At 74.5% G+C, this 12,512-nt stretch carries 11 protein-coding genes; 7 read left to right on the top strand and 4 right to left on the bottom strand.

Features of this window, described 5'->3' with window-relative positions; translation table 11 throughout:
• Nucleotides 1–101 precede the first annotated feature (101 nt).
• A complete protein-coding gene (locus ACZ63F_RS14765; RefSeq protein WP_469711134.1) occupies nucleotides 102–1,517 on the top strand; it encodes an FAD-dependent monooxygenase in 1,416 nt (471 codons plus the stop codon).
• A gap of 136 nt (nucleotides 1,518–1,653) precedes the next feature.
• Here ACZ63F_RS14765 and ACZ63F_RS14760 read toward each other — a convergent pair whose 3' ends face one another.
• Together ACZ63F_RS14760 and ACZ63F_RS14755 are read right to left on the bottom strand one after the other, a co-directional pair.
• Entirely contained in the window at nucleotides 1,654–2,514 is an 861-nt protein-coding gene (locus tag ACZ63F_RS14760) for an SMP-30/gluconolactonase/LRE family protein (protein ID WP_469711132.1), read from the bottom strand.
• On the bottom strand, nucleotides 2,511–3,284 hold the full coding sequence (locus tag ACZ63F_RS14755; RefSeq protein WP_469711131.1) for an IclR family transcriptional regulator: 774 nt from the start codon (nucleotides 3,282–3,284) through the stop codon (nucleotides 2,511–2,513). Before ACZ63F_RS14755 ends, ACZ63F_RS14760 begins: the two co-directional genes overlap by 4 nt.
• Nucleotides 3,285–3,415: 131 nt before the next feature.
• Between ACZ63F_RS14755 and ACZ63F_RS14750 the strand changes: the two genes are divergently transcribed.
• Entirely contained in the window at nucleotides 3,416–4,015 is a 600-nt protein-coding gene (locus ACZ63F_RS14750) for a hypothetical protein (protein WP_469711128.1), read from the top strand.
• Here ACZ63F_RS14750 and ACZ63F_RS14745 read toward each other — a convergent pair.
• A complete protein-coding gene (locus ACZ63F_RS14745; protein ID WP_469711126.1) occupies nucleotides 3,996–4,871 on the bottom strand; it encodes an ATP-grasp domain-containing protein in 876 nt (291 codons plus the stop codon). The genes ACZ63F_RS14750 and ACZ63F_RS14745 overlap by 20 nt on opposite strands.
• 217 nt (nucleotides 4,872–5,088) lie before the next feature.
• On the opposite strand from ACZ63F_RS14745, the gene ACZ63F_RS14740 reads away from it, so the two are divergent.
• The 5 genes from ACZ63F_RS14740 to ACZ63F_RS14720 all read left to right on the top strand — a co-directional run bounded on the left by ACZ63F_RS14740 (nucleotide 5,089) and on the right by ACZ63F_RS14720 (nucleotide 11,177).
• Nucleotides 5,089–6,168 carry a MerR family transcriptional regulator gene (locus ACZ63F_RS14740; RefSeq protein WP_469711124.1) on the top strand — a complete coding sequence of 360 codons (1,080 nt, stop codon included), beginning with the start codon at nucleotides 5,089–5,091 and terminating at the stop codon, nucleotides 6,166–6,168.
• Between the two features lie 309 nt (nucleotides 6,169–6,477).
• Nucleotides 6,478–7,920, top strand: coding sequence for an acyl-CoA synthetase (locus ACZ63F_RS14735; RefSeq protein ID WP_469711121.1), 1,443 nt, complete (start codon nucleotides 6,478–6,480; stop codon nucleotides 7,918–7,920).
• Nucleotides 7,913–9,328 (top strand): carboxyl transferase domain-containing protein, encoded by a 1,416-nt coding sequence (locus tag ACZ63F_RS14730; protein WP_469711119.1) that lies wholly within the window; start codon nucleotides 7,913–7,915, stop codon nucleotides 9,326–9,328. The genes ACZ63F_RS14735 and ACZ63F_RS14730 overlap by 8 nt, the downstream gene beginning before the upstream one ends.
• Nucleotides 9,329–9,484: 156 nt before the next feature.
• Nucleotides 9,485–10,522 carry a rod shape-determining protein gene (locus tag ACZ63F_RS14725; RefSeq protein WP_469711117.1) on the top strand — a complete coding sequence of 346 codons (1,038 nt, stop codon included), beginning with the start codon at nucleotides 9,485–9,487 and terminating at the stop codon, nucleotides 10,520–10,522.
• A 127-nt stretch (nucleotides 10,523–10,649) separates the two neighbouring features.
• Entirely contained in the window at nucleotides 10,650–11,177 is a 528-nt protein-coding gene (locus tag ACZ63F_RS14720; protein WP_469711394.1) for a hypothetical protein, read from the top strand.
• 20 nt (nucleotides 11,178–11,197) lie between these two features.
• On the opposite strand, the gene ACZ63F_RS14715 is transcribed toward ACZ63F_RS14720, so the two are convergent.
• Nucleotides 11,198–12,112, bottom strand: coding sequence for a DUF4231 domain-containing protein (locus tag ACZ63F_RS14715; protein ID WP_469711115.1), 915 nt, complete (start codon nucleotides 12,110–12,112; stop codon nucleotides 11,198–11,200).
• Nucleotides 12,113–12,512 lie beyond the last annotated feature (400 nt).

The raw sequence follows: 12,512 nt of genomic DNA, 5'->3' as shown, positions 1-12,512 counted from the left end.
CCTCACCGGGGTGAACTCCCCCCTGCAACAAGGGCGTCCGCCCCGGCCGTCCGCACCACCGTCCCCTGACCGCACACCCCTGACCGGACACAAGGAGCCCCATGCCGCGGAGAGCTGTCGTCATCGGTGCCGGACTGGCCGGCATGCTGGCCGCCGCCGCGCTGTCCGGTCACGTGGACGAAGTGGTCGTACTCGACCGGGACGAACTGCCCGACGGGCCCGACCACCGCAGGGGGCTCCCGCAGGGCCGCCACGCCCATCTGCTGATGTCCGGCGGTCTGGCCGCCGTGGAGGACCTCGTGCCCGGGGTGAGCATGCGCGAGCGGCTGCTCGCCGCCGGTGCCCACGAGATACCCCTCGGCTCGGGCATGTTGACGCTGACCTCCGAGGGCTGGATGCGCCGCTGGCGGCACGACGGCCCCCGGATGATCACCTGCAGCCGGGCACTGCTGGACTGGGTGGTCCGCACGGAGGTGCTCGCCCACTCCAAGACCGAGATCCGCACGGCACAGGCCCTGTCCCTGACCGGCACCGCGCACCGGGTGACGGGCGTCCGCATCTCCGCGAAGGCCCCGGCCGGCGACTCGGCCAGCTCCGGGGAGGCGGTGCTCGACGCCGACCTCGTGGTCGACGCCGGCGGTCGCGGCTCGCGCATCGTGCGCTGGCTGGAGGCGCTCGGGGTGACCGGCATACCCGAACGGACCGTCGACTCCGGCCTGGTCAACGCGACCCGGATCTACCGCAGGCCCGAGGGCGCCGAGCACTTCCCGCTCACGGTGCTGCACGCCGACCCGTACGCGTCCCGGCCGGGCCGCAGCGGGATGGTCCTGCCCATCGAGGGCGACCGCTGGATGGTCAGCCTGGCCGGCACCCGGGGCGGCGAACCGCCGGCCGACCCTGACGGCTTCCTGGAGTACATCCGCCGGCTGCCGGACCCCATCCTCGGCCGCCTCGTCTCCGGCGCGGAACCCCTGACCGACGTCCACACCAGCCACAGCACGCACAACGCGCGCCGCTACCTGGAGAAGGCCCGGACCTGGCCGGAGGGCCTCGTCGTCCTCGGCGACGCCTTGGCCACCTTCAACCCCGCCTACGGACAGGGCATGTCGGTGGCGGCACAGGGTGCCCGCACCCTCTCCCGCGAGCTGGACCGCTCCGGCCCCGCCGCGCCCGGCCTGTCCCGCCGCGTGCAGCGCCGGGTCGCCGCCGTCGTGGAGGGCCCCTGGGCCACCGCGGTGGGCCAGGACGTCTGGTACCCCGAGACCCGCGGCGGCGCGCCGAAAGCCGCGGACCGCCTGGTCACCCGCTACTCACGGCGCCTGCTGAAGGCGGCCACGGGTTCCTACCCGGCGGCGGCCGCGCTCTGGGACGTGAGCAGCCTCGAAACGGGCCCGTCCCGACTGCTGCGCCCCAGCGCGCTCCTGGCCGCGCTCAACGGCCCGCTGCTACCGCCGCTTTCGGGCCCGCCCCTGACGCCGGCGGAGCAGAAACTGCTGGACGAGCTGAGCGCCCCGTAGGGGCGCGGGGAACTGCGCGACCAGCCACGACGGTGCCGCGGACGGTCTACTGCCCGGGGCCGCAGGGTTGTCCTTCGCCTGCGGGCGAGTGGGGGTTGATCGCGCAGTTCCCCGCGCCCCTGACGGGGCGCTGAGGTCAGCCCTGGAAGGGCGGTTGGGCGACGCCCTTGCCGGCGCCCGGAATCACCAGCAGCGACCCCGCCGTCGGATGCGGCCGGTCCAGCCCCACCCGCGCCGTCGTGACGTAGAGGTCCGTCAGGTCGGCGCCCCCGAACGCGCAGGCCGTCGTCAGCGATGCCGGCAGGCTGATCACCCGGTCCAGCTCGCCGTCGGGCGTATAGCGGCGCACCGCCGCCCCACCCCACAGCGCCACCCACACGCAGCCGTCCGCGTCGACCGTCAGGCCGTCCGGGAAACCGGCGTCCTCCTCGATCGTCACCAGCGGGCGGCGGCCGACGGGGAGTCCGTCGGCGCAGTCGAAGACGTCCACGCGGCGGGTCGGCGTGTCGACGTAGTAGACGCGGCGGCCGTCCGGGCTCCAGCCGATGCCGTTGCTGACGGTGACGTCCGGCAGCAGCGTCGTCACCGTGCCGTCGGGTGCCACCCGGGAAAGGGTGCCGCCCCCGGTCGCCTCGTCGTAGCGCATCGTGCCGGCCCACAGGGAGCCGTCGGGAGCGACGGCCGCGTCGTTGGCGCGGCGGCCCGGGACCTGTTCGCGGTGCAGCCAGCGGAACGTGCCGTCGGGGTCCAGGAGGCCGACGCCGTCCCGGAGGTTGAGGACCAGGCCGCCACCCGCACGGGGCTTGACCGCGCCGACGTGCTGGTCCGTCGTGCGGACCGTGCGGCGCCCGGTCGCGGGGTCGTACGTGTGGATCCGGGAGCCGAGGACGTCGATCCACAGCAGGCGGCCGGTCGCCGGATCCCAGGTGGGGCCCTCGCCGAGGGTCGCCTCCGTGGCGACCGCGACCTCGTACGCCGTCGTCGTCACCGTCGTCATGCCACGCTCCGGTGGCCGAGGCGCTCGGAGAGTTCGGCGGCGCCCTTGGCCGCGAGCTGCTCCAGCTCGCGGCGGCGCTCGTCGCTCCAGCGGATCATCGGGACGGAGATGGACAGGGCCGCGACGACCTGTCCGGTGCGGTCGCGGACCGGCGCGGCGACGCAGGAGACGTCCGGGTTGGACTCCCGGCTCTCGACGGCGATCCCGCGGGCGCGGATGTCGGTGAGGACCTCGCGCAGGGCGCCCGGCTCGGTGATGCTGTTCGGGGTCATCGCGACGAGCTCGGCGTCGTCCGGGATGCGGGAGGTCAGCTCCGGCTCCGGCAGCGAGGCCAGCAGCATCTTGCCGACCGAGGTGCAGTGGGCGGGCAGCCGGCGGCCGGCGGCGGAGACCATGCGGACCGCGTGGGTGGAGTCGACCTTGGCGATGTAGATGACGTCGGTGCCTTCGAGGATCGCCACGTGGACGGTCTCGTCGCAGGTCTCGGCGACGGACCGGGCGACCTGCTGGCCCTCGGCGGCGAGGTCGAGCTGCTCGGCGTATCTGCTGCCGAGCTGGTACGGACGGACGCCGAGCCGGTAGCGTCCGGGCTGTCCGGGTACGGGCACGATGTACGACCGGGCGGACAGCGTGGTCACCAGCTCGTGCACGGTGGTCCGCGGCAGCTGGAGTTTGCGCACTATGTCGGGGGCGGAGAGGGTCCCGTCCCCGTCCAGGAAGAGCTCAAGAATGTCGAGAGCCCGGGTCACGGCAGGCACGAGGCGTCCCACGTCCGGCCCCCTCCCTTGGGTCTAGGCGCCGGATATCGGTGCGGCGCGCGTCTCAGCTGCGGAGCCGTTCGAGATATCAACAGGCGATCGGCATGACGAACACAGGCTAGCCACCGGGGATTCCGTGGGCAATGGCCGGGAACCAGCCGGGTACCGGCGCGTGCACCATGGGTGGCATGCGACTGGACTTCCAGCTGGTGCTGCTGCGCCGCATGGCCGACCACAACCCGGACCTGGTGGAGGACGCCCGGCGCACGCTGGGTGCGTCGATCGCGGACATGCGGGAGGCCAACAAGCGCTGGCAGGCGATGGCCCGCTCGCCGCGGTCCCGCTCGGCGGCGGCCCGCTACCGCTCCGTCCTCGGCCCGCCCGAGTGGGAGACCAAGCGCACCGTCGGCGACCTGGAGTGCGCGGCCTGGCAGTGGCCGCTCCCCCTCTGGCCCACCCTGCGCTTCGAGGTCATGATCGGTCCCGGCGGCGCGGTCTGGAACGAATGGCTCGTCCGCGCCCCCGGCGCTGCCGCCCCGCGACTGGAGTCCTACGACGACCTCACCCCCTGGTCCTGCACGGTCGACGAGGCCGCCCGCGCCTTCGCCCCCGCGCGCCCCCTGGAGGGTACGGCCCCAACCCGATGGGGGCTCACCTTCCAGGTGCCCGACGGCCGTCAGGTGGTCGCCGAGTTCACCTGGGGCCTGCTGCAGCGCACCGCGGTCATCGACGAGCCGCGGTGAGGATCGCCTCCGCCACCCCGGCCACCGACCCCGGGTGCAGGAACAGGAACAGGTTCGGCTCGACCAGCTCCAGCTCCATCACCTGCGGCCGCCCGTCCGCGCCGTCGACCAGGTCCACCCGGGCGTACAGCAGCTCGGGCGCATCCGGTACGGCGGCCAACGCGCGCTCCGCCACGGCGAGTTCGGCCGGAGTCGGGGTCCAGGCCGCCAGGTCCGGGTGGGCGACCTTGTCCGCGTCGTACGCCGTGCCAGGGGTGAGCACGGCCCGCTTGCGGCTGGCGTGCAGCAGCCGCCCGCCGAAGAACTGCAGCGCCCGCTCGCCGCTGACGTCGATCCCGGCGACGTACGGCTGGACCATCGCGGTCAGCCCCTCCTCGTGCATCCGGGCCAGGTGCCGTACGGCCGTTGCGTGCTCGCCGGGGGTGTAGCGGGCGGCGAACCGGGCGCCGGCGCCGAAGGTGGGCTTGACGACGAAGTCGCGGTCGGCCGGCAGGTCGGCGGCCCGGTCGCCGGGGGCCAGATACCGGGTCGGCACGACGGGCACCCCGGCCGCCGCGAGGTCACCGAGATACCGCTTGTCGGTGTTCCACCGCACGACCTCGGCCGGGTTCGCGATCCGGGTCGCCTTGCCCACCCGCTCCACCCACGGCACGAACTCGTCCGTCCGCCAGGCGTAGTCCCAGGTCGAACGGATGACGACCAGGTCGAAGCCGCCCCACTCCACTTCGGGGTCGTCCCACGGGCGGGCGACGGCCTCCGCTCCGGCGGCGGTCAGCGCCGCCACCAGCACCGGCAGATCCTGGTCCTTGCTCGGTTCCGTGCCGGGGTCGTAGGTGGCGAGGGCTATGCGGGGCACGGCGGGGGCTCCCTTGGCTGTCGGGGTCTGCGTTGCGTCCTCCGGCAGGCTAACCCGCGAGCACCGTTGACCTTCACCTTCGGTGAAGCCCCAGCATCGATGGCGGACGACGCGGAACGCGAGGCCCGCACCGGTCGGTGGGGCGACAGCACGGAGACCGGCACCGAGGCGGCATCGCGACGGCGCCGAGACGACATGGAGACGGCATGGAGACGGCATGGAGTGGCTGACCATCGGGGCCTTCGCGAAGGTCTGCCGGCTGTCGCCGAAGGCGTTGCGGCTGTACGACGAGCTGGACCTGCTGAAGCCCGCCCGGGTCGACCCGGAGACCGGCTACCGGTACTACGCCGGCGCGCAACTGGAACGCGCCCGGTTGGTGGCCTGGCTGCGGCGGCTGGGCATGCCGCTGGCGCGCATCCGCGAGGTGTGCGCGCTGCCTGCGGACCGGGCCGCCCGGGAGGTGCGGGCGTACTGGGCCCGTGTCGAGGCGGACACCGCCGTACGGCGTGACCTGGCCGCGTTCCTCGTCGACCACCTGTCCGGAGAGTCGAGAAGGGATACCACGAACATGCTGGAACTGCGTTATGCCGCCCACTCGGACCGGGGGCGTGTCCGGCCGTCCAACCAGGACACCGCGTACGCGGGGCGCCGGCTGCTGGCCGTCGCCGACGGGTGCGGGCCGGCCGGGGCGTCGGCCAGTGCCGCCGCCGTTGCGGCGTTCAGGCCGCTGGAGGAGGCGGAGCTGTCCGCGGGGAACGTGCTGAACCTCCTGGAGGACACGGTGCGTTCGGCGGCCGAGGCGGTACAGGAGGTGGCGGAGGGGAGTACGGACGTCGGTACGACACTCACCGCGCTGCTGTGGACCGGGTCCCGGCTGGCCCTCGTGCACATCGGGGACTCGCGGGCGTATCTGCTGCGGGACGGGGAGCTGTTCCGGATCACGCACGACCACAGCGTGGTGCAGTCGCTGATCGACGAGGGCCGGCTGACGCCGGAGGAGGCCGAGAGCCATCCGCAGCGGATGCTGCTGGCGAAGGCGCTGCCGGGGAACGCCGCCGACACCCCGGACCTGAAACTGCACGAGGCCCGGTCCGGCGACCGGTACCTGCTCTGCTCGGACGGCCTGACGAGGCAGGTCCCCGACGAGCGGATCCGGGAGCTGCTGGGCGGCGGCGAACCGGGCGACGCGGTGCGAACGCTGACCGAGGCGGCCAATGCAGCGGGCGGCGCCGACAACGTGAGCGTGGTCGTGGCCGACGTCGTACCGCCCACCCATCCACCCGTCTCGGCCGGATAGGAGACCAGGGAAGAACAAGACCCGACCGGAACGAAAAGCCGCCTCGACTTCACCCCCGCCGACCGGTGGCCGCCCCGGTTCGGCGGGGACGTCGATCGGGCGCGGCTGCACTGGCTCGGGCATCCCGCCCTCCGGTCGGTGGAGGTGCGGCTCGCGCCCGATCTGAGCGCGGTCGTCGGGACACGGCGGTGGTGAAGGGCCGACGGTGTGATCAACGTCGTGGTGCGGAGCGCGAGTGGGGCGGCCCCGGAGGGTGGCGGCTGGTGTAGGAAGAGGCTGTCGAGGTTCCGAACGGTGAGGAGTCGTCGCGTGTCGTTTCTGTTTCCGGCCCTGGTGGACGGTCCGGGCGGGAAGGCCGCCCTGCGGTTCGGGGCGCGGTCGCTGACGTACGGGCAACTCGCCGCCGCGGCCGGCGCCCTCGCCGGACGGGTGGGGGACGCCGAGCGGGTCGCGGTGTGGGCGACGCCGGAGCTGGAGACGGCGGTGGCTGTCGTCGGCACCCTGCTGGCCGGGCGGGCGGCCGTGCCGCTGAACCCCAGGTCGGGGGAGAAGGAGCTCGCGCACATCCTCGCCGACAGTCGGCCGGCCGCCGTGCTGGCCGCCCCCGGCGCCGAACTCCCTTCGGCCCTCGCCGGGTTGCCGCGCATCGACGTCGACGCGGCGGCCGTGGGGCCGGTGCCCGAGGACCGTACCGACGAGTCCGACCCGGCCCTCGTCGTGTACACCTCCGGCACCACCGGGCCGCCCAAGGGCGCCGTCATCCCGCGCCGGGCGCTCGCCGCCACCCTGGACGCGCTCGCCGACGCCTGGCAGTGGACCGGGGAGGACGTCCTCGTCCACGGCCTGCCGCTGTTCCATGTGCACGGGCTCGTGCTGGGCATCCTCGGGCCGCTGCGGCGCGGCGGCTCGGTCCGGCACCTCGGCCGGTTCGGCACCGACGGGGTCGCCCGCGAACTGAACGGCGGCGCGACCATGTTCTTCGGCGTGCCGACCATGTACCACCGCATCGCGGAGGCGCTGCCCGCCGACCCCGGCCTGGCGAAGGCGCTCGGCCGGGCCCGGCTGCTGGTCTCCGGCTCGGCCGCGCTGCCCGTCCACGACCACGAGCGGATCGCGACGGCGACCGGACGGCGGGTCGTCGAGCGGTACGGCATGACGGAGACCCTGATGAACACCAGTGTCAGGGCCGACGGCGAGGCCCGCGCGGGGACCGTGGGGGTGCCGCTGCCGGGGGTGGAGCTGCGGCTGGTGGAGGAGGACGGGACCGCGATCACGGCGTACGACGGGGAGACCGTCGGGGAGATCCAGGTACGCGGCCCGAACCTGTTCACCGAGTACCTCAACCGGCCCGACGCGACCGCCGCCGCCTTCACCGCCGACGGCTGGTTCCGCACCGGGGACATGGCGGTGCGCGAGCCGGACGGCTATGTGCGCATCGTCGGACGCAAGGCCACCGACCTGATCAAGAGCGGGGGTTACAAGATCGGCGCCGGGGAGATCGAGAACGCGCTGCTGGAGCATCCGGGGGTGCGGGAGGCCGCGGTCACCGGGGAGCCGGACGCGGACCTGGGCGAGCGGATCGTCGCCTGGATCGTGCCGGCGGAGCCTCAGTCGCCGCCCTCGGCACAGGAGCTGGCGGACCACGTCGCCGGGCGGCTCGCCCCGCACAAGCGGCCCCGCGTCGTCCACTACCTGGACGCCCTCCCCCGCAACGACATGGGGAAGATCATGAAGCGGGCCCTCGGTGTCTGAGCCGGGGCCGGCGCCCGGTCCGGCACCCGCGCGGCTCTCCGCCCGCCGCGCCCTCGCCCTCGTCGCCGACCCCGGCACCTTCGCCGAACTCCCGCACCCGGCGCGGCAGTCGGTGCCCGACGGCCCGCTCGGCTGGCAGGGGTACGACGCCTCGCGCGCCCGCGCCGCCGAGCGCACCGGCGAGGAGGAGTCCGTCGTCGTCGGCACCGCGCGGGTCGAGGGTACGGCGGCGGTGCTGATCGCCTTCGAGTTCGGCTTCCTCGGCGGCTCGCTCGGCGAGCGGACCGGCGACCGGCTGGAGGCGGCGTACGTCCATGCCCGCGCCCACCGGCTCCCGGTCGTCCCGCTGGTCGCCACCGGCGGCAGCCGGATGCAGGAGGGCATGCTCGCCCTGTCCCAGCTCCAGCGGGTTGCCCGCCAGTCGGCGCTCACCCGGGAGGCGGGGCTGGCGCAGGTCGCGGTCCTGCGCGATCCGACGACCGGCGGCGGCTGGGCCACCCTGGGCGCCGGGGCCGACGTGATCCTGGCGCTGCCCGGCGCCCAGGTGGGCTTCGCCGGCTCGCGGGTCCGCCCGCCGGACGCCGACCCGGCCGCGTACACGGCCGAGGCGCAGCTCGCGGCGGGGGCGGCGGACGCCGTGGTGCCCCCGGCGGAGCTGAAGGCGTCGCTCGGGCTGTGGCTGCGGCTGCTGACCGCGCCCGCCCCGATACCCGCCGACCCGCCGCTCGCCCTCGGCGCCGGCGCGCTGCCCGCCACCGGCTGGGAGGCCGTCCGGCGCGCCCGCGCCCCGCACCGCCCGCGCGCCGAGGCCTACCTGGACGCGTACTTCACCCGCCGCGTCGCCCTGGTCGGCGACCGGTGCGGCGGGGCGGACCCGGGCGGGATGCTGTGCGGGTTCGGCGAGCGGGCGGACGGCCGTACGGTCGCCTTCGCCGCGCAGACCGGGACGGCGACCAGGCCCGCCGGATACCGCACCGCCGCCCGCCTGATACGGCTCGCGGACCGGCTGGGGATCCCCGTGCTGACGCTCGTCGACACCCCGGGCGCCGCGAACGACGCCGAGGCGGAACGGCAGGGCGCGGGCGCCGCCATCGCGGAGCTCTTCGGCGAGGTCGCGGCGGCCCGGACGCCGATCACCACCCTCGTCGTCGGGGAGGGCGGCTCGGGCGGCGCCCTCGCGCTGGCCGCGCCCGGCAACACCTGGGCCACCCCGGACAGCTACTTCTCCGTCATCGCACCGGAACTGGCGGCGGCGATCCTGAAACGCGCCCCCGAGGACGTCCAGACCACCGCCGGCCAGCTGCGGATCCGGCCCCAGGACCTGGTGGAGCTGGGGGTGGTCCGCGGCATCGTGCGTAACTCCCCGGACGGCCTCGCCGCGCCCGCGCCGACCGCACCGCCCGGCTGACCCGCGGGCGGCCGGGCGGGCCCGAAACCCCCCATTCAGCGGTGCCCCGCCCGGACCCTCCCCGCAGGCGCGCCGCTGCGATCCCCCGGAGGATGCGAAGCAGGCCGCCGACCGGCGGTGCCACCCCACACGGCCCGCGCACCGGGAGGATCTGCCGTGACCGTCAGTCTGGAGCAGTTGCGCCGCTGCCATTTCGCCGTCGATCTGGGGGCCGCCCGCACCCGGGTGTACGTGAGGGGCATGGGCCTGGTCGTCGACCAGCCCTCCGTCGCCGCGATGAACACGCGCACCGGTGCCCTGATCGCCGTCGGCGACTTCGCGGAGAGGATGACGGGCCGTACCCCCGACTACATCCGTGTCGTGCGGCCCGTCTCCGGCGGGACGATCGTCGACATCGAGATGGCCCAGCGCATGCTGCGCCAGCTGCTCGGCGACAAGATCCGCCGTTCGCTGCGCCGCAAGCCCCGGCTGCGGGCGGCGGCCTGCACCCCGCACGACGCCGACCCGCTGGCCCAGCGGGCCACCATCGAGACGCTGGTGGGGCTGGGGGCCCGGCGGGTGGAGCTCGTCGACACGCTGATCGCCGCGGCGGTGGGGTGCGGGCTGCCGGTCGAGCGGCCGGAGGCGAGCATGATCCTCGTCTGCGGGGCCGCCGCGACCCAGGTCGCCGTGCTCTCCCTCGGGTCGATCGTGTGCGCCGAGCGGATGCCCGTCGGCGGGGAGGCCGTGGACCACGCGATCGTCCAGCACCTGCGGCACGAGCACGAGCTGATGCTGCCGAACCAGGCCGTGCGCCCCCTGCAGCTGGCCCTGGACGGCACCGGCCTCACCCCGGAGGGCCCTGCCTCCACCGAGATCCACGGGCGGGACGTGGTCACCGGGCTGGCCCGCAGCGTGCGGGTGGACACCGCGGCCGTCCGGGACGCCATCCAGACGCCCCTCATGTCCGTCCTGGACGGGATCGGCAAGGTGCTGCGCGACTGCCCGCCCGACCTGGTCGCCGACCTCGCCGACCGCGGGATCGTGATGGTCGGCGGCTCGGCGCGGCTGCCCGGTTTCGACCAGCTGCTGCGGGAGGCCACCGGCATGCCGGTGCACATCGCGGAGCGGCCGGACGTGTGCGCCGTCCAGGGCATCGGGGCGATGCTGGAGGGCCGGATCGAGCCGCTGGTGCTGGACCCGCTGGCCGCCTGAACACGCGTACCCGCCGACCGGGCACCGATGTGAGCCGACGCGCCCCGTGCGCGCCTCGTCACTCCTCGATTAGGGTGGACTCACCGATGGTGACGGGAGGGGACGTTCCGTGACAGCCGACATCACCATGTTCACCGACCAGCTCGCCGAGACGGCACCGGTCCCCCGCCTCGCCGTCACCCGCGTCGGCGTGACCGGGCACCGGGTGATCCCGCCGGCCGTCCTGCCCTACGTCCGCTCCGCCCTGCACCGGCACCTCAGCCGCACCGACGTGGCCCTGGAGGCACTCAGCTGCCTCGCCGCCGGTACGGACCAGCTCTTCGCGGACCTCGCCCTGGCGCACGGCGTCCCGGTGACGGCCGTGATCCCGGGCATGGACTACGAGGCCCACCTGGGGGACGAGGCGGCACGGGCGTCGTACCGCAGGATCCTGCGGCGCTGCGCGAACCGGGTCGAGCTCCCTGTCCAGCCCACCCACGAGCAGGCGTACTTCGCGGCGGGCCAGTGGATCGCGGAGCGTTCCGACGAACTGCTCGCCGTGTGGGACGGCCGTCCGGCACGCGGCCTGGGCGGCACAGGTGACGTGGTGGCCTACGCCCGGCACATCGGCGTGCCGGTGACCGTGCTGTGGCCGGACGGGGTGCTGCGCGACTGACGGGGCGCGGCGGGCCCGCCTCAGGTGCCGAAGCGCACCAGCCACTCCGTGTGCGCCGGGGACATCAGGCGCTCCGCCTCCCCCACCGCCTCGGCCCAGCCCGCCTCCGTCACCGTGGTGGTCATGGCGATCCGGGTGGTCTCCAGATCCTGTTCGATGAGGGAGTGCGCGTACGTCAGCGGGCCGTGCCTGCGTACCTCCTGCCAGGCGACGCCCGCCGCGGCGGCCGCGCTGAGCAGCCCCGCGAGGTCGGCGCCGCCGAGCAGGCCGACGGTCCGCAGCAGGGCGGCCGCGAGGGCGCACAGGGTCAGCGCCGCGGTGACGGAGGACCAGCGGGCGGCGGCGCGGTGCGCGCGGGCGGCCCGGTTCTTGTACCAGACGGCCTGTTCCAGGAGCCGGTCGCGCAGGTAGAGGTCCCGGCGGGCCGCGTAGGACTTGGCCCGTTCCGCGCGCATCCGCGGGGTGATCTGCCCCCTGCGCCGTTCCTCGGGGTCGCGGGAGTCCTCCCAGCCGCAGGCCCGCAGCTCGCGCAGGCGTTCCTCCAGCCGCTCGGCGAACACCGCGTCCGGGTCGACGACATGGGAGTGGAAGGGCCCGCCGTGCACCATGTACTGCCAGGCCAGCGACTTCAGCAGCTCGGCGGCCGCCCGGTGGGCCTGCCAGTGCGCCCGGGACCGGCGCCGGGAGGTGCTCAGGCCGAGGACTATCGTCAGCGCGTAGAGCACGGCCGCCAGCACCGTCATGACGTGCCCCGACGCCTGCTCGGTCAGGACGGCGGCCGCGGTGGCCAGCAGCAGCAGGACCAGGTGCGTACGCACCGCCCGGAACGAGTCACTCTGATGGCGTAACGCCCACTGGTCACTCAGCTGGAACAGCGGCGGCAGATCCTGCTCGCCCAGGGTGGTACCCGGTACAGGAGTGCTTGCGGCCCCCATGAACGCCCCCCGAATTCACCGCACGCCTCCGAAGACTTGCGCGCGCCCCCGACAAGATGGCCTAAGAACACAATGAGTGGGGAAAGCAGCCCCGTGCACAAGAGGTTCGCCGGGCATTCCTGGTATAGGGTCCGCACCATCGGGACCAGACTCGGTTCCACGCACCCGAACCGGAGCGACGAAGCCATCATGAACCTCAGCACGATGCCCAAGAGGCGCGCCCCTCAGCCCGCGGGGCCGGCCGCACGGCACAAGCCCCTGTCGGACATCGACCCGCTCGGGACCGCCGCGGCGCGCGCCGCGGGCCGCGTGACCGACGTCGCCACCCGCCCTTTTGGCCAGTCGACGTTCACCTCCGCGTTCTTACCGGGCACGACTACACACAGGCGGTCCCTCTCAC

Source organism: Streptomyces sp. NPDC104761 (genome assembly GCF_055583445.1).
The sequence above is the reverse complement of the archived record's forward strand: the minus strand, read 5'-3'. Positions and strand labels throughout refer to the sequence as shown.

Excerpts from the sequence above, each read along its gene's own strand:
- ACZ63F_RS14765 (WP_469711134.1), top strand. The coding sequence starts at position 102 with ATGCCGCGGAGAGCTGTCGTCATCGGTGCCGGACTGGCCGGCATGCTG.
- ACZ63F_RS14760 (WP_469711132.1), bottom strand. The coding sequence starts at position 2,514 with ATGACGACGGTGACGACGACGGCGTACGAGGTCGCGGTCGCCACGGAG.
- ACZ63F_RS14750 (WP_469711128.1), top strand. The coding sequence starts at position 3,416 with ATGGCCGGGAACCAGCCGGGTACCGGCGCGTGCACCATGGGTGGCATG.
- ACZ63F_RS14740 (WP_469711124.1), top strand. The coding sequence starts at position 5,089 with ATGGAGTGGCTGACCATCGGGGCCTTCGCGAAGGTCTGCCGGCTGTCG.
- ACZ63F_RS14720 (WP_469711394.1), top strand. The coding sequence starts at position 10,650 with ATGTTCACCGACCAGCTCGCCGAGACGGCACCGGTCCCCCGCCTCGCC.
- ACZ63F_RS14715 (WP_469711115.1), bottom strand. The coding sequence starts at position 12,112 with ATGGGGGCCGCAAGCACTCCTGTACCGGGTACCACCCTGGGCGAGCAG.